Origin of the sequence: Pseudomonas sp. 24 E 13, assembly GCF_900004715.1 — a bacterium.
In the GTDB taxonomy this organism is placed as follows: Bacteria; Pseudomonadota; Gammaproteobacteria; order Pseudomonadales; family Pseudomonadaceae; genus Aquipseudomonas; species Aquipseudomonas orientalis_A.
In genome coordinates this window covers 1-16,864 of sequence record NZ_CVTO01000126.1, presented here as the reverse complement: position 1 = coordinate 16,864, position 16,864 = coordinate 1, and the positions used below count along the sequence as shown (strand labels likewise).

At 61.4% G+C, this 16,864-nt stretch carries 17 protein-coding genes; 5 read left to right on the top strand and 12 right to left on the bottom strand.

Annotated elements, in window-relative coordinates:
- Positions 1-8 precede the first annotated feature (8 nt).
- From hpf to BFP90_RS15535, 4 genes are read left to right on the top strand one after another with little or no spacing between them, the layout of a single operon-like run.
- Entirely contained in the window at positions 9-314 is a 306-nt protein-coding gene (gene hpf, locus BFP90_RS15550) for a ribosome hibernation-promoting factor, HPF/YfiA family (protein WP_003171804.1), read from the top strand.
- A gap of 10 nt (positions 315-324) precedes the next feature.
- Entirely contained in the window at positions 325-789 is a 465-nt protein-coding gene (ptsN, locus tag BFP90_RS15545; RefSeq protein ID WP_065897284.1) for a PTS IIA-like nitrogen regulatory protein PtsN, read from the top strand.
- 2 nt (positions 790-791) lie between these two features.
- Entirely contained in the window at positions 792-1,649 is an 858-nt protein-coding gene (gene rapZ, locus BFP90_RS15540) for an RNase adapter RapZ (protein ID WP_065885785.1), read from the top strand.
- A gap of 16 nt (positions 1,650-1,665) precedes the next feature.
- Complete coding sequence (locus BFP90_RS15535; RefSeq protein WP_065897282.1) at positions 1,666-1,938, top strand: HPr family phosphocarrier protein; 273 nt, start codon at positions 1,666-1,668, stop codon at positions 1,936-1,938.
- Between the two features lie 37 nt (positions 1,939-1,975).
- Here BFP90_RS15535 and BFP90_RS15530 read toward each other — a convergent pair whose 3' ends face one another.
- The 6 genes from BFP90_RS15530 to pmbA form a co-directional block, all read right to left on the bottom strand.
- The gene (locus BFP90_RS15530; RefSeq protein ID WP_065885783.1) at positions 1,976-2,869 is read right to left on the bottom strand and encodes a ZIP family metal transporter; all 894 of its coding nucleotides are present in this window, start codon (positions 2,867-2,869) and stop codon (positions 1,976-1,978) included.
- A gap of 32 nt (positions 2,870-2,901) precedes the next feature.
- Positions 2,902-3,513, bottom strand: coding sequence for a superoxide dismutase (locus tag BFP90_RS15525; RefSeq protein WP_065885782.1), 612 nt, complete (start codon positions 3,511-3,513; stop codon positions 2,902-2,904).
- 1 nt (position 3,514) lies between these two features.
- On the bottom strand, positions 3,515-3,943 hold the full coding sequence (locus tag BFP90_RS15520; RefSeq protein ID WP_065892644.1) for a hypothetical protein: 429 nt from the start codon (positions 3,941-3,943) through the stop codon (positions 3,515-3,517).
- 27 nt (positions 3,944-3,970) lie between these two features.
- A complete protein-coding gene (locus tag BFP90_RS15515) occupies positions 3,971-5,347 on the bottom strand; it encodes a class II fumarate hydratase (protein ID WP_065892645.1) in 1,377 nt (458 codons plus the stop codon).
- Positions 5,340-5,735: a FagA protein gene (locus BFP90_RS15510; protein WP_065892646.1), complete on the bottom strand. Its 396-nt coding sequence runs from the start codon at positions 5,733-5,735 to the stop codon at positions 5,340-5,342. Before BFP90_RS15510 ends, BFP90_RS15515 begins: the two co-directional genes overlap by 8 nt.
- Positions 5,736-5,881: 146 nt before the next feature.
- The gene (gene pmbA, locus BFP90_RS15505; RefSeq protein WP_065885778.1) at positions 5,882-7,228 is read right to left on the bottom strand and encodes a metalloprotease PmbA; all 1,347 of its coding nucleotides are present in this window, start codon (positions 7,226-7,228) and stop codon (positions 5,882-5,884) included.
- A gap of 108 nt (positions 7,229-7,336) precedes the next feature.
- Between pmbA and yjgA the strand changes: the two genes are divergently transcribed.
- Entirely contained in the window at positions 7,337-7,858 is a 522-nt protein-coding gene (gene yjgA, locus BFP90_RS15500) for a ribosome biogenesis factor YjgA (RefSeq protein WP_065885777.1), read from the top strand.
- A gap of 45 nt (positions 7,859-7,903) precedes the next feature.
- On the opposite strand, the gene tldD is transcribed toward yjgA, so the two are convergent.
- The 6 genes from tldD to mreD all read right to left on the bottom strand — a co-directional run bounded on the left by tldD (position 7,904) and on the right by mreD (position 16,816).
- Positions 7,904-9,346, bottom strand: a complete 1,443-nt coding sequence (gene tldD, locus BFP90_RS15495; protein ID WP_065892647.1) for a metalloprotease TldD — start codon at positions 9,344-9,346, stop codon at positions 7,904-7,906.
- Between the two features lie 16 nt (positions 9,347-9,362).
- The gene (locus BFP90_RS15490) at positions 9,363-10,211 is read right to left on the bottom strand and encodes a carbon-nitrogen hydrolase family protein (protein WP_065897280.1); all 849 of its coding nucleotides are present in this window, start codon (positions 10,209-10,211) and stop codon (positions 9,363-9,365) included.
- A 48-nt stretch (positions 10,212-10,259) separates the two neighbouring features.
- Positions 10,260-14,075, bottom strand: coding sequence for a YhdP family protein (locus tag BFP90_RS15485; RefSeq protein WP_065897278.1), 3,816 nt, complete (start codon positions 14,073-14,075; stop codon positions 10,260-10,262).
- 76 nt (positions 14,076-14,151) lie between these two features.
- A complete protein-coding gene (gene rng / locus BFP90_RS15480; protein WP_065885774.1) occupies positions 14,152-15,609 on the bottom strand; it encodes a ribonuclease G in 1,458 nt (485 codons plus the stop codon).
- A 71-nt stretch (positions 15,610-15,680) separates the two neighbouring features.
- The gene (locus tag BFP90_RS15475; protein ID WP_065885773.1) at positions 15,681-16,277 is read right to left on the bottom strand and encodes a Maf family protein; all 597 of its coding nucleotides are present in this window, start codon (positions 16,275-16,277) and stop codon (positions 15,681-15,683) included.
- A 50-nt stretch (positions 16,278-16,327) separates the two neighbouring features.
- Positions 16,328-16,816, bottom strand: a complete 489-nt coding sequence (mreD, locus tag BFP90_RS15470; RefSeq protein ID WP_065885772.1) for a rod shape-determining protein MreD — start codon at positions 16,814-16,816, stop codon at positions 16,328-16,330.
- Between the last annotated feature and the right edge of the window lie 48 nt (positions 16,817-16,864).

Here is a 16,864-nt window from a genome sequence, read left to right as displayed (position 1 = left end):
GAAGCTGTATGCAAGTCAACATCAGTGGACACCAACTGGAAGTCACCAAGCCCCTGCGTGAATACACCGAGAGCAAGCTGAACAAGCTTGCGGGGCACTTTGACAAGATCACCAACGTGCAGGTCATCATGGAGGTCGACAAGCTCAAACAGAAAATCGAGGCCACCCTGCACGTACCGAATGCCAAACTCGTCGCCAATGCGGAACATGAAGATATGTACGCGGCGATTGACTCGCTCTACGACAAGCTCGACCGCCAACTCATAAAGCATAAGGAAAAGAATCTGCACCTGATGCAAGGTACAGGTCGTTAACCCTCCCCCCATGATCCGACTTGAAACCATCCTGACCCCCGGCCGTTCCCTCGTGAACGTGCCGGGCGGCAGTAAAAAGCGCGCCCTTGAACAAATTGCTAATCTGATTGGGCGTGAAGTGCCCGAGCTGGATACGCAAGCTGTATATGAGGCATTGATTGCACGTGAAAAACTCGGCTCCACCGGTTTTGGTAACGGCATCGCCATCCCCCACTGCCGCCTAAAAGGCTGCGAAACACCGGTCAGCGCTCTGCTGCACCTGGATCACCCTATCGATTTCGACGCCATCGACGGTGCCCCGGTTGACCTGCTGTTCGTCTTGCTGGTCCCGGAAGCCGCCACCGATGCCCACCTGGAACTGCTCCGGCAGATCGCCAGCATGCTCGACCGCAAGGAAGTGCGCGATAAATTGCGCAGCGCCGGCAGTAACGAGGCGCTGTATCAGGTCGTCCTGGATGAGCAAAACGGGCAGTAATCATGCGCTTGATCATCGTCAGCGGCCGTTCCGGCTCGGGTAAGAGCACTGCGCTTAACGTTCTTGAAGACAGCGGCTTCTATTGCATCGACAACCTGCCCGCCGGCTTGCTGCCGGAATTGGCGGAGCGCGCCCTGATCCACACCGAACTGGCGCAACCGCTGGTCGCTGTGTCGATCGACGCCCGCAACCTGCCCAGCCACCTCTCACGGTTCCCCGAACTGCTTGAGGAGGTGCGCGCCAAGCATATTCATTGCGACGTGCTGTACCTGGACGCCGACGAGGAAACCCTGCTCAAGCGGTTCTCCGAAACCCGTCGACGTCACCCGCTCAGCAGCGCCAACCGTTCCCTGGCCGAAGCCATCGAGGACGAAACCAAACTGCTGGGGCCGATCATCGATCTGGCCGACCTCAAGATCAACACCACCAACCTGAACCTTTACCAACTGCGCGATGCGATCAAGTTGCGATTGCTGAACCAGCCGGAGCCTGGCACGGCGTTCCTGGTCGAGTCGTTTGGCTTCAAGCGCGGCATGCCGGTGGATGCCGACTTGGTGTTCGATGTGCGCTGCCTGCCCAATCCCTATTGGAAACCGGAGTTGCGCGATCAGTCCGGGCTTGACCAACCCGTGATCGACTACCTGGCGGCACAACCGGATGTGGAAGATATGTTTCAGGACATCTCCACCTACCTGCTCAAATGGTTGCCGCGCTTTGCTGCCAGCAACCGCGCCTATGTCACCATTGCCATCGGCTGCACCGGCGGCCACCACCGTTCCGTCTACCTGACGGAGCGACTGGGCCAGGTGCTGCAACAAACCCTCAAGAACGTCCAGGTTCGCCACCGCGACCTTAGCTGAAAGGAACACCACTGCGATGCCGGCTCGGGAAATTGAAATCATCAACAAGCTGGGCTTGCACGCCCGCGCATCAGCCAAGTTTGTCGGTGTCGCCGGGCGGTTCCCCTGCCAGATCCGCGCCGGGCGTGACCCTGAATCGATGGTCGACGGCAAGAGCATCATGGCAATGATGATGCTCGCCGCAGGCAAGGGCACTAAAATCCATCTGGAAACCGAGGGTGAACAAGAGCAGGAAGCGATGGACGCGTTAGTCAAGCTGATCAACAACTACTTCGACGAGGGCGAATAACGCCTTCCTCTTGCGGGAGCGAACTGGCTCGCTCCTGCTATCCCAACGCCGTATCCATCACCATCATCAAGCAAAACCCGATGCACAATCCCAGACTGGCGAGCTTGTCGTGACCGTTGCGGCGTGACTCAGGGATGACCTCATGGGTCACCACCAGCAGCATCGCCCCTGCAGCGAGTGCCAGGCCCAAGGGCAGCAGCACTTCGGCAAGGCTCACCAACCACGCGCATAACACGGCAAAGACGGGCTCGACCAATCCCGACGCGGCGCCAATCAGAAACGCCTTGATCCGCGACATCCCCGCCCCTGCCAATACCAGCGCAATCACCAGGCCTTCCGGTACGTCCTGCAGGGCAATGCCCATGGCGAGGCTGTCGGCATCCGCCATGCCGCCGCCGGCAGAAACACCCACGGCCATGCCTTCCGGGATGTTGTGGGCAATGATGGCGAACACAAAGAGCCAGATACGCGGCGGGATCACCGGCTTATCCGGCGTGCCCACCAGCATTTCCGGGCTGGCGCCCGAGACCTTGCGGTCGACAAGATACAGCCCGAACGCACCCAGCATGATGCCGAAGCTGATCAAGCCTCCCGCCCCCCAGGGCGTGAGCCCCAGGTTTTCTGCGGCGGCAATACCCGGCACCACCAGCGAAAAGGCGGTCGCCGCCAGCATGACCCCCGCACCAAAACCCAGCAGGGTGTCGCTCAACGCCGCCGGCATACGGCGAATCACCAGCACCGGCACCGCGCCCAGCGCAGTACCAAGCGCACAGATGGCCCCGCCCTGCAGCGCTCGCAAGATGCGCGGCTCCAGGTCGAGCCAGGCCAGGCCATGAGCCACCAGCAACGCCGTACCGACTAATAGAAGCAGGGAGCCAAATGCGTAGCGAAATAATCGTACGCTGCTGATCGCCAGTGTTTCAGTGCCCATGGTCGGCCTTAGGTCTTGTTGTGGAGTGAATATCAGGCCAATGCAGCCTGGTAGCGTGCGGCAACCTCGGGCCAGTTGATGACGCTATAGAATGCATTGATGTACTCCGGTCGTCGGTTTTGATACAGCAGGTAGTAGGCGTGTTCCCAGACGTCCAGGCCGAGGATCGGCGTATTGCCGCTCATCAACGGGCTATCCTGGTTACCGCTGCTTTCCACCACCAAGGTCTTTTGCGGGGTCACACTCAACCAGGCCCAGCCGCTGCCGAAGCGGGTCAACGCCGCCTTGGTAAAAGCCTCTTTGAAGCTGTCGAAGCCCCCCAACTGCTCGTCGATGGCCCGGCCCAGAACACCCTCGGGTTTTCCGCCACCCGTCGGCGACATGACCGCCCAGAACAGCGAGTGGTTGGCATGGCCGCCTCCCTGGTTGACCACGGCAGTGCGCAATTTCTCCGGGAGTTTTTCAACGCTGGACACCAGCTTCTCCACCGGCCAGCCCGCAAACTCAGTGCCCTCGACCGCAGCATTGAGATTATTGATGTACGTCTGGTGATGCTTGGTGTAGTGAATTTCCATGGTTTGCGCATCGATATGGGGTTCGAGGGCGTCAAAGGCATAAGGCAGGGCCGGCAGGGTGTAGGTCATATCAATGTGCTCCATATTGAGAGGGGGTCGGTTGCGTCGCAGCACCGCCCAGCAAACGATGGGTGCGCGGGTATTCGCCGTGATCGCTGATGAAATTCAACAGTTCGACATAGGTTTTGCTGCTCTGGCGCAGCGCTGCCTCACGCAACTGCGGACTGAGCCGTGGGTCTTGCATGGTCTGCAGCAGCCGTTGGTGAATGGCGCAGAGGTATTCCGCGCTTTCCTCAGGCTGGTTGAGACGCAGGTGCAGGTCTGCCAGGTTGTGGTGGGAGATAACGCAAGCCGCCACCGCTTCGTCGGCATCCGCCCAGCGTTCGAACAACACTTGGGCCAGGGCCAGGGCTTGCAGGTAGGCCTCACGGGCGTCAACCAGTTCGCCTGCCATAAAGCAGCGATTGGCCCGTTCGATCGTGCGTTTCCAGTGCTCCATGGTGAACCTCCAAAGCGGGGTCGATGATCACACGCCGCCAGCCGTGAGCTTTTCCGGGTCCAGCAGGACTTCCAGTTGGCTGCGCGGCAGGTCGGTGTGTTCGAGGGCGACATCGATCACCGGACGGCCCTGCTGATAAGCCTGCTTGGCGATTTCGGCGGCCTTTTGGTAACCAATGATCGGGTTGAGGGCGGTGACCAGAATCGGGTTGCGCGACAATGCTTCCTTGAGCTTCGCTTCGTTGACCTTGAAGCTTGCGATGGCCTTGTCTGCCAGCAAACGGCTGGCGTTGGCCAGCAGCTCCAGGCTGCTGAGCAGGTTCTGGGCGATGATCGGCAGCATCACGTTCAGTTCGAAGTTGCCCGATTGGCCGGCCACGGTAATCACCGTATCGTTGCCGATGACTTGCGCGGCCACCATGGCCGTGGCCTCGGGGATTACCGGATTGACCTTGCCCGGCATAATCGAAGAACCCGGCTGCAGCGCCTCCAGTTCGATTTCGCCCAGGCCTGCCAGTGGACCGGAGTTCATCCAGCGCAGGTCATTGGCGATCTTCATCAGCGACACCGCAGTGGCTTTCAACTGGCCGGAGACGGCGACGGCGGTGTCCTGGGAGCCAATCAACGCAAACAGGTTCTTGCCCGGCGTGAACTTCACCTGGGTCAGGTGGCTCAGGTGCCCGCTGAAGCGTGCGGCAAACTCAGGGTGGGCGTTGATGCCGGTGCCTACGGCCGTGCCACCCTGGGCCAGCGCCTGCAGTGCCGGCAACAGGTCCTGCAAGTGGCCGATATTGGCCTTGAGTTGCTGCGCCCAACCATTGAGCACCTGGCTCATGCGCACAGGCATGGCATCCATCAAGTGGGTGCGCCCGGTCTTGATGAACGGGTGAACCGCTTCGGCTTTTTGCTCGATCACCTGCACCAGGTGCAGCAAGGCCGGCAGCGTCTGCTCGTGCAGCACCAGCGCGGCGCTGACATGAATGGTGGTAGGAATGATGTCGTTACTGCTTTGCCCGCAGTTGACGTGGTCGTTGGGGTTTACCACCTCGCCCAGCAAGCGACTGGCCAGGGTTGCAATCACTTCGTTGGCGTTCATGTTGGAACTGGTACCGGAGCCGGTCTGGAAAATATCCACCGGGAAGTGCTGCATGTAGTCGCCTTCCAACAGACCCTGGGCGGCATCGACAATGGCCTTGCCCTGCCCTTCGCTGATTTGCTTGAGGTCGACGTTGGCCCTGGCTGCGGCGGCTTTGGCCAGGATCAGCGCGCGAACGAATTGCGCCGGCATGCGCTGATGGCTGATCGGAAAGTTGTTCACCGCGCGCTGGGTTTGCGCGCCGTACAGGGCTTCGGCGGGGACTTGCAGTTCGCCCATGCTGTCGCGTTCGATACGGGTGTTACTCATCATTTGATCCTTGCACCAGGTCGGAGAAAGAGAGGGATGGCAGCAATTGGCAGGTCGCCAACTGCCAGGCAAACGCCTGCCAGCGCTTGAGCCGGCAGGCGCAGTGGGAGAGTTTTTCCAGGTCACGCAGCGGGCGCCAGGCCTGGTCCAGACACAGGGCGCGCCAATGCCACGGCAGCGCGACATCGTTGGCGGTGTCGATGAGCAGGCGAAATGAGGTTTCGGCGATTGTCCACGGGTGCGTTGCGGTGCAACACGCCAGGTACCGCCCCTCATTGAGGTAATGTTCGATCAGGCGAGGTTCATTGGGGTCGAGCCCGCAGCGGATCTGCCGACTCATCCAGCGCCAACTTTCCAGGTACGGGTCCTCACGCAAGACAGAACTCATGATCCACACTCATCCAGTAATGATATTCATTATTAAATGATATTGAGAATCAAAACAAGAACAGTGGGTCGATCCTGCCTCACAGAGCCACAAAAAAAGGCGCGCCATCATCGAGATGGCGCGCCTTTTTGGTGAAGCGTCGCAGGTCAGCTGCCGGCGACAGTCATCCGTTCAATCAACACGGAGCCGGTGCGGATATTGCTGCGCAGCTCCAGATCGTTACCCACGGCAACGATCTGCTTGAACATATCGCGCATGTTGCCGGCGATGGTCACTTCCTGGACGGCGAACTGAATCTCGCCGTTTTCCACCCAGAATCCCGCCGCGCCACGGGAATAGTCACCCGTCACCATGTTCAGGCCGTGGCCCATCAATTCGGTCACCAGCAGGCCGCGGCCCATGCGACGCAACAGGGCCGCCTGGTCTTCATCGCCATGGGTCACGAACAGGTTATGGACGCCGCCGGAGTTGGCGGTGCTGGGCAGGCCAAGCTTGCGGCCCGCGTAGGTGCCCAATACATAAGACACCAACTCGCCTTTCTCGACGAACGGCTTGGCGTAAGTGGCCAGGCCATCGCCGTCGAACGAGGCGCTGCCCATGGCGCGCATGAGGTGCGGACGCTCATCGATGGTCAGCCATTCAGGGAACAGCTGCTGGCCGATCGCGCCTTCCAGGAACGAAGACTTGCGATAGAGGTTGCCGCCGGAAATCGCCCCGAGGAAACTGCCGAACAGGCCACCGGCCAATTCGGCGGAAAACAGCACCGGCACCTCGCACGTGGGTACCGGGCGGGCGCCCAGGCGACTGGCAGCACGCTGCGCAGCGCGCTGGCCAATGCTTACCGGGTCTGCCAGCAACTCACCCTGACGATTCACGTCGTACCAGTAATCCCGCTGCATCTGGCCATTGGCTTCAGCGATCATCACGCAGCTCAGGCTGTGACGGGTGGACGCATAGCCCCCGATAAAACCATGGCTGTTGCCGTACACACGGCAACCCTGATGGGTGCTCAGCGTGGTGCCGTCGGCGTTCTTGATGCGAGCATCGGCGTCGAACGCTGCCGCTTCGCAGGTCAGCGCCTGCTCGATGGCTTGCTCGGGCGTGATGTCCCAGGCGTGGAACAGATCGAAATCCTGCAAGTCCTTGGCCATCAACGCTTTGTCGGCCAAGCCCGAGCTTTCATCCTCGGAGGTGTGCTTGGCGATTGCCAAAGCAGCGGCGACGGTCTCGCGAATCGCCTCCGGGCCGCTGGCCGACGTGCTGGCCGAGCCCTTGCGCTGGCCCACGTACAAGGTAATGCCGAACCCCTGGTCGCGGTTGAATTCGACGGTTTCCACTTCCCGCTGACGTACCGACGTCGACAGCCCCTGCTCCAGCGACACCGCTACTTCACAGGCGCTGGCCCCCTGGCGCTTGGCCTCGGCAAGGATCTGCTCGACTTGTTCCTGCAGTGCCGGTAACGCTTGCGGACCGACGCTTTGGGCTGCACTCATGGTGTTCTCCACTCAAATTCTGCTCTCGGTTAAGGCCGTCGAGCGACCGGGCCGGACAAGCGGCCCCCGACTGGTTATCATGGCGGCGTTTCTTTGCGGACTGCCACCATGGTTGATTCTTACGACGACTCCCTCGATGGGGAGAAAAGCAAAACCCAGGTCAAACGCGAGCTGCATGCTCTGGTTGACCTTGGCGAGCGCCTTACAACGCTCAAGAAAGACTTGATTGCCAAACTGCCACTGACCGACGAAATGCGTCGGGCCTTGGCCGATGCGCCTAAGCACACCGCGAATATCGCGCGCAAACGGCACATCATGTTTATCGGCAAGCTGATGCGCGATCAGGACACTGACGCCATTCTGGCCTTGCTCGATCAAACCGATGCCTCCACTCGCCAGTACAACGAACGCTTCCATAACCTGGAACGCTGGCGTGACCGCCTGATCTCGGGCGATGACGCCGTGCTGGAAAAATTCGTATTGGACTATCCGGAAGCGGACCGCCAGCAATTGCGCTCCCTGATCCGTCAGGCCCAACACGAACAGGCGCATAACAAGGCGCCTGCCACCAGCCGTAAAATCTTCAAATACATCCGTGAGCTGGACGAGACTCAACGCGGTCTGCGCTGATCCTCTTCCCCGGGTGGCGACCTTCGCCACCCGAAGCTCCACGGCTTACGACCCCGTGCCACCCACGGTGATCGCATCGATTTTCAAGGTTGGCTGGCCCACGCCCACCGGCACCGACTGCCCATCCTTCCCGCACGTGCCCACGCCGCTGTCCAGCGACAGGTCGTTACCCACCATCGACACCTTGCTCATGGCCTCCGGCCCATTACCGATCAATGTAGCGCCCTTGACCGGTGCGGTAATCTTGCCGTCTTCGATCAAGTACGCCTCGCTGGTGGAGAACACGAACTTGCCGCTGGTGATATCCACCTGCCCGCCACCGAGGTTGGCGCAGTAGATGCCGCGCTTCACCGAGGCAATGATTTCTGCCGGATCGCTTTCACCCCCGAGCATGTAGGTGTTGGTCATGCGTGGCATCGGCAGGTGGGCATAGGATTCGCGGCGACCGTTGCCGGTGCGCGCCACGCCCATCAGCCGGGCGTTGAGCTTGTCCTGCATGTAGCCCTTGAGCACGCCGTTTTCGATCAGGGTGGTGCACTCCGTCGGCGTGCCCTCGTCATCCACACTTAACGAACCCCGGCGACCGGCCAGGGTGCCGTCATCGACAATGGTGCACAGCTTGGATGCGACCATCTCGCCCATGCGCCCGCTATAGGCCGAACTGCCCTTGCGGTTGAAGTCGCCTTCCAGCCCATGCCCTACGGCTTCGTGCAGCAACACACCGGACCAGCCCGAGCCCAGCACCACCGGCAAGGTACCGGCCGGCGCAGGAATCGCTTCCAGGTTGACCAGTGCCTGGCGCAGCGCTTCACGGGCGTAACCCATGGCGCGGTCTTCAGCGAGGAAATAACGGTAGTCGGTACGCCCGCCGCCGCCATGGCCACCGCGTTCGCGGCGACCGTTCTGCTCGACGATCACACTGACGTTGAAACGCACCAGTGGCCGTACATCCGCCGCCAGCCCGCCGTCGGTGGACGCGACAAGGATGCGCTCCCACACACCGGCCATGCTCACGGTGACCTGCTGGATACGCGGGTCGAGGGCACGAGTAGCCGCGTCAACACGCTTGAGCAGCTCGACCTTTTCCGCGCGGCTGATCACTTCCAGCGGATTATCCGGCGCGTACAACTGAGCCACGTCCTGGGTACTGAACGCCTGCACCGTGCCGTTCTGGCCTGCGCGGGAAATCGAACGCGCCGCACGCGCCGCCAGGCCCAGGGCCTCCAGGGTAATGGCGTTGCTGTAGGCAAAACCGGTTTTTTCGCCCGATTGCGCGCGAACTCCTACACCCTGGTCAAGGTTGAAACTGCCTTCCTTGACGATGCCGTCTTCCAGCGCCCAGGACTCGGAAATCTGCCCCTGGAAATACAGGTCGGCCGCGTCGATCCCTGGCCCGGCCAGATCGCCCAGCACGGTTTGCAGATTTTCGATGGTCACGCCACCGGGTGCCAGGAGATGTTCACTGACTGAGGACAACAACTCGCTCATAGGTTTGGCCTTAAATTCATCGTTCTGAAGCAGGTCGCTGTGCGCCCTGCGAGAAAAAGCGCCGATGGTTGACCACCGGCATGCGCGCCCGTATCGACGCCTGTTCACTGCTGTCGCGTTCGGCCACCAGCACCGCTTCGCCTTGATCCTGCCGGGCCAGCACGCGCCCCCAGGGATCGATAATCGCTGCGTGCCCATGGGTTTCCCGTGGCCCCGGGTGCACACCGCCCTGGGCGGCCGCCAGCAGGTAACACTGGGTTTCGATGGCCCGCGCGCGAATCAGCACATCCCAATGCGCAGCGCCGGTTACCGCTGTAAACGCCGAGGGCGCACTGATCAACTCAGCCCCCGCCGCACGCAACTCGCTGTATAACTCAGGGAAGCGCAGGTCGTAACACACCGTCAGCCCCAAGCGCCCCACGGGCGTATCCGCCACGACCACATTGCTTCCGAAAGCATAGTCGTCGGATTCGCGATAGCGACCTCGGGCGTCCGCTACATCCACGTCGAACAAGTGCAGCTTGTCGTAACGAGCGACGACTTCACCACGGTCGTCGATCAGCAGCGAGCAGGCGTTGGGCTTTGCGTCCGGTTGATCCCTGGGTGGCAACGGTATTGTGCCCGCCACTATCCATAAGGTGAGGTCGCGGGCGGTCTGTTTCAACCAGGGCAGGATCGGACCTTCACCCATTGTCTCGGCGCGACCGATATCGGCCATGTCACGGCGGCCCATGGCGGCAAAGTTCTCCGGCAGTACCGCAAGCCTGGCGCCATCCGCCGCCGCGCGTTCCAGCAGGCGGCGTGCCTGGGCCAGGTTAGCCGGCACATCACTCTGGCTGACCATTTGAATTACCGCAAAGGACATGGGCCGACACTCCGTAAAGGGCATGCGACCATGCTACTCCACAGCCTCTCAGTTTGGCTTTTCAAATGGCTTGTCGAAGGTGATTTTCGGGTCTTTCCAGGGGCCTTGCACGGTGTACTGCACACTGGCGAAGCGCGATACCCGGTCGCCGATCAACTTGTCGATCAGGAACAACGCACCGCCGATGGCCGGCGCGCCGACGATCAACGCCGCAATGGGCAGGTTGTTGGTGACCGGCAGGGTCACCAGCAACTTGGCATCGACGCGATCCGCCACCAGGTCCAGGGTGCCATTGAGTTCCAGGTTGGTGGACGGCCCGGTCATGGTGATGGGCTCACGGGTCACGAACACACCGTCACTGGCCGCCAGCAAACCCTTGACCCGGTCATAGCTCAAGCCCTTGCCGAGCAAGTCGGAGAAGTCCAGGCGCAAACGGCGGCCAATGGAATTGAAGTTAAGCAGGCCGAACACCCGCAGCGCCTGGGCGCCACCCTCCACTTCCACAAACTGGCCTCTACGGAACGCTGCGTCCAGGCTACCGGAGAACCGCTTGGGCCCGACCCAGGCGGGCGAGCCCGGCCAGCGACCATCCACGTCCAGATGAAAGTCCTCGCTGGTCACCGTGGGCGCAAACCCCCACCCCTTGAGCACGTCAGCGATATTCTTGCCGTCCAGTCGTCCTTTGTACCAACTGCTGCTGGCCCCCGGCGCGCCTTCCCAACCACCGGCCCCGTTGAGTTGCATGCCCTTGAGGCCCAGGTTCAGGTTGTTGAAGGCCATGCCCCTGGCGGTCGGGCGGATTTTCAGCGACCACGCGCCCACCAGGTCCGGGCCCTGGAACAGTTGGTCGATGGCGATATCCAGCGCAGGAATTTCCTTGGGGTCGACATCGGCCAATGGGTCCGGCGCGTTCTCGTCAGCCTGCACGGTAGGGTCCACGGCGGGCAGCTTCACGTATTGCAGGTTGACGGCAATGGGCGCGCCCTTGGCATCCGGCAGATTCACCGTGCCCTTGGCTTGCTGGCTGTCGAACTGCAGGCCCCAGGCCACGGGCTTGCGATCCAGCTGCAGTTTGACCTGGTCGAATTGAGTACCAAAGCCGGTCAGCTTGCCCACCTTGAAATCGGCGCCACTGAGCAGTTGTTTGGCACTGCCGCCCGGATCGTTACCCGCGTAACGGTTCGCGAGTTTTTTCCACGGGTCGATATCCAGCTCTGAGAGCACCCCGCGAACGCGCAGCCCCTTGGCGCCGGGTAATACCGCATCGCCATTGCCGAGGAACAATTCGCCGCGTCCATCATTGAAATTATCCGACGGCGCCGCAAAGGTGAAATTGGCCAGCTCACCGTAATCAAACCAGTAACGGCGCTCAGCGCCCTGCAAGGTCATGCGGAACGTACTGTCACGGCCCTGGCTCGCCGGCATGCCGAATGGCGCCGGCAGATCCACCGCAACGCCCTTGAGATTGGAGTCGACCATCAGCTGACTGTCCGCGCCGTCCAGGATGACTTGCAACTGGTACGGGATATCGCCGGACACCGGCAGCGGCTGGCTGATTTTCAGCCAGTCCGTGAGCCGCTTGACCGTGACCTGCCCCTTGGCGGTGACGCGGGTGCTGATGGCGCCGGGCTTGCCTTCGGCAAAAATCTGCGCGGTGATCGGGCGGTCAAACGCCTGGGCCGAAATATTCTGGCCGCTCAAGCCCTTGGCGCTGTCGAAACGGAAATCACCCTTGAGTTGGGTCAGGTCCAGGGTGGGCTCCGCCAATTGCAGGCGCGCCTTGTCGGTCTTGAAGTCGACCACGATTTTGGGTTCGGTGCCCTTGGCCAGGGGCACATCCAGGTCCAGGCTGCCTTGCAGGTTGCCCTCGCCCTTCCAGCCCGCAAAGGTGGAGGCGGTGCCGATCGGGGCTTCCTGGAGGATTTTCAGACCATCGCCCAACCCACCGGAGAATCCGCCGGTGAGCAGCAGGTGGCTGTCTTGGCCGGCCGGCGCGTGAGGGATATTGACGTAGACGTCCTTGACCTGGGTATCGAGCAACTGACCCTTGCTGGCCAGGATGCGCACGCCGCTCTCCTCGACGAATACCTCACCCTTGACCTTGCTCACATGGGGCCAGCCCGGCTGGAACGCCAACTCGGCATCGTGCACCTTGAAGAACAGGCTGATATTGCGTGAGGCCGGCAGCGCGTTGTGGCTCAGCGAGCCCTGGTACTGGAAGAATCCTTCGTCTACCGCGCCTTTGAGGATCGCCGTGCGCAACCACTCATCCAGCGCCGGGCTCAACACGGCGGGCAGATACTTGGGGGTGAAACGACCATCGCCATCGACCATGCCGACCCGCAGGTCCATGTAGTCCTCCTGGCTATGGTCGAAATGCAGGCGAATCAGGAAGTCCGCAGCGACCTTGCCTTCCTCCCCCAGCACCTTGATATACGGTGCGATGAGCGTGAAGCCCTGTTTGTCCAGCGTCCAGGTCAGGCGCGCATTGGCCTGGATGTACTGCCAGGGCTTGGCGAAGATCGGCGACAGATGCAGGGAAAAGTCCTTGCTGTCCATGCGCAACTCGCCATGGCCAAGGTCGCCGCTGATGCTGCCGGACACATTGCGCGCGGCCGGTGCGCCGAAATACGCGTCAAAGCCGACACGCTCAAGGTTGGCGGCAAAACTGACTTTCCGATCGGTGCTGTCCTGTGGGCGGAAGTCCACGAGCACATTGCGCAACAGGCCGGTGGCTTTGAGGTGCTCGACGGCCTTGGCGAAACCTTCCGGCAGCGGTGCCAGGGCATTGAGCAAGGGCGTGATGGGGGTCAGGTCGAGCCGGTCGGCCTGAAGTTTCCACACTTCCTGATCTTTATCGGTCGCCAGGTTCTGCTGCAGTTGCAGGCGTGATTCCCAGCGGGTTTCGCCGATATTCATCGCCAGCGAATCAAACAGCACCTTGAGGCCGCCGTCGCTGCGTTGCACATAAGCGGTCAGGGCGAGGTTCTCGATGTGTACCGGCTTACGCTCGGCGTAGCTGCCCTTGACTTGCGGTGAATCGAGGCGCACCACGGCGCTCTGTAAGGTGCCGTTGGCCCAATTGAGCCAGAACTCACCGCCGGCCTTGAGCTGGGTGAGCTTCCATTGCTGGGTCAGCCGGGACGGAATCCACTTGGCCCAGTCGCTTTGAGGCAGGCTCAGGTAGGCCTCGACCTCGGCGTCTTTCCATTGGCTGGCGCGCATGCGGCTGCGCAGGCTCAAGGCCAGCGGTTGGCCGTCGGGTAATGTCAGGCGCGCGTCCACGCGTTGTCGGGTCGTGCCGGTGTGCAGGTTCAGGCCTACATACGTCACGGTCACCGGCGCGCGGTCGAACGGTTGCAGCGTCACCTGGCTGTCCAGCACCGATACGCGCTTGACCATTTGCATGCGGGTGAGCAGTTGCTCCGGGTCCAGTGGCTGGTCGTCCTGTATGGGCAAGCCTTGCAGCGCCCAGCGACCGTCCTTGTCTTCCTTGACGCTCAACTGCAAGCCGCTGACTTGCAGGTGGGCGATGCGCACTTCACGGGCCATCAGGCTGGCCCAGAGGTCGGGCACCACCTCAACCTGGTCCAGCCGCAACGCACTGCTGCCCTCACCGACCATCACGTCATGGGCCAGCAGTATTGGCGCAAATCCGCTCCAGCGGCCTTCGAGGCTGCCAATATGCACAGGCATCTGTACGGCAACCTGGGCCTTGGCTTCGACTTCAGCGCGGTATTCGGCCACCAGCGGGGTCAATTCACGGCCCAGGCTCACGTACACCGCCGCCACTACCAGCAGCAACGCACACAGGCCCAGTCCCCAACGGGTCAAAGCGGCAAAAAAGCGTATCAGACGCTCCATGTCAGGCGACCCTCAAGGCAGTGGTCGGACCACAGGTCTGCGCCTGTCGGTCTCGAAAAGAGAAAGCGAATGGGGATCAGAGCAGCACCACGTCGTATTGTTCCTGGGAGTACATGGTTTCGACCTGAAAACGAATGGTGCGCCCGATAAAGCCCTCCAGTTCAGCGACGTTACCCGACTCTTCATCCAGCAGGCGGTCCACCACTTTCTGGTTGGCGAGCACTCTATAACCTTCGGCCTGGTAGGCGCGTGCCTCCCGTAGAATTTCGCGGAAAATCTCGTAGCAAACCGTTTCCGGGGTCTTCAATTTGCCGCGGCCCTGGCAACTGCTGCAGGGCTCGCACAGCACTTGTTCAAGGCTTTCGCGGGTGCGCTTGCGGGTCATCTGCACCAGGCCCAGCTCGGTGATGCCAATGATGTTGGTCTTGGCGTGGTCGCGCTCCAGCTGCTTTTCGAGGGTGCGCAGGACCTGGCGCTGATGCTCGCCATCTTCCATGTCGATGAAGTCGATGATGATGATGCCGCCCAGGTTGCGCAGGCGCAGTTGGCGCGCAATCGCGGTGGCCGCTTCGAGGTTGGTCTTGAAGATGGTTTCTTCGAGGTTACGGTGGCCCACGAACGCGCCGGTGTTGACGTCAATGGTGGTCATGGCTTCCGCCGGGTCCACCACCAGATAACCGCCGGATTTGAGCGGGACCTTGCGCTCCAGGGCTTTCTGGATTTCGTCTTCGACGCCATACAGGTCGAAGATCGGCCGCTCGCCCGGATAGTGCTCCAGGCGGTCGGCAATTTCCGGCATCAGCTCGGCGACAAATTGCGTGGTGCGCTGGAAGGTTTCCCGCGAGTCGATGCGAATTTTCTCGATCTTCGGGCTGACCAGATCGCGCAAGGTACGCAACGCCAGGCCGAGGTCTTCATAGATCACGCTGGGCGCGCCAATGGTCTGGATCTGCGCCGCGATCTGGTCCCACAGCCGCCGCAGGTAGCGGATATCCATCAGGATTTCATCGGCGCCCGCGCCTTCGGCGGCGGTGCGCAGGATAAAACCACCGGCTTCCTTGATGCCTTCGGCGGCCACGCAGTCGCTGACCACCTTCTTCAGGCGCTCGCGCTCGGCTTCATCTTCGATTTTGAGGGAAATCCCCACATGGGCGGTACGCGGCATATACACCAGGTACCGCGAAGGAATCGACAGTTGAGTGGTGAGCCGGGCGCCCTTGGAGCCGATGGGGTCCTTGGTGACCTGCACCACCAGGCTCTGCCCTTCGTGCACCAGGGCGCTGATGCTTTCCACCGCCGGGCCTTCGCGCAGGGAGATTTCCGAGGCATGGATAAACGCGGCGCGGTCCAGGCCGATGTCGACGAAGGCCGCCTGCATGCCCGGTAATACGCGTACCACCTTGCCTTTATAGATATTGCCGACGATCCCGCGCTTCTGGGTACGTTCCACATGCACTTCTTGCAGAACACCGTTCTCTACCACCGCCACGCGCGATTCCATCGGCGTGATATTGATCAGAATCTCTTCACTCATGGCTGGGTCTCGTTCAGGCGTTTTCACAATAGTGACCGACCGCTAATGGCTTGGCGCGAAAGTAGAAGCGCTCAGCACGCGTTAAGGTTTTGCCAACAGGGTATGCCGAATTGGCCCAGCAGTTGCGCGGTTTCGCACACCGGCAGGCCGACCACGGCGGAATAGCTGCCATTGAGCCCGCTCACGAACACCGAGCCAAGCCCCTGGATAGCATAGCCGCCAGCCTTGTCCCGGGGTTCGCCGCTGTGCCAGTAGGCCGTCGCTTCTTGGACAGAAATGTCGCGAAAAATGACTCGGCTGCTGACACACCGGGTTTCACAGCGCTGGCCGTCGGTCAGGGCAACGGCCGTGAGGACTTCATGCTCACGCCCTGCCAGGGCCATCAACATGGCCAAGGCATCGGCCTGATCCACCGGCTTGCCAAGGATCTTGCCATCGACGATAACCGCCGTGTCGGCGCCCAATACGCAGATGCCTGTGGTTTGCTCGAGCGCAGCCAAACCCGCCGCGGCCTTGCTTCGCGCCAGGCGCTCGACATAAGCCACAGGGGTTTCGTGTGTGAGAGGCGTTTCATCGATGGCGGCGCTGACCACGGTGAAAGGCACACCGATCTGGGTCAACAACTCACGTCGCCGCGGGGAGCCCGAGGCCAGATAAAGCATATTCACTGCAGACTCTCCCTGTAGGGTTCGATAACCAGGCAGAGCCTCGCAATCCATCAATTGATTTTATAGCGACGACGTAACCCACGCAGGCCGAAACTGACCCAGGGCCACAGCAATGCGCTGACCAGCGCCGGCAACACCAGTGCCAGGGTAGGCTGGCGATTGCCGGTCAAGGCACTGAGCCAGAGTTGAACGAGCTGCGCCAGGCCGAAGATCACCAGGATCACCAGGCACTGCTGCCACATCGGGAACATGCGCAAGCGCTGCTGCAACGACAGCACCAGGAACGTAATCAGGGTCAGGATCAGTGCATTCTGGCCCAGCAAGGTGCCATAGAGCACATCCTCCGCCAAGCCCAGGCACATCGCAGTGACCATGCCCACTTTGTGCGGCAGGTTCAACGACCAGAACGCCAACAGCAGGGCCAGCCACAGCGGCCGCAGGATTTCCATGAATTGCGGCAGCGGTGAAACGCTGAGCAGCAAGCCGATGGCAAAGGTCAGCCAGACAATCCAGCCATTGCGCGATTGAGTGCTGGCCATTATTCCTCCCTCTGCCGCGTTGTGGCCGGGGCGGTGGTCGCGGGCCTC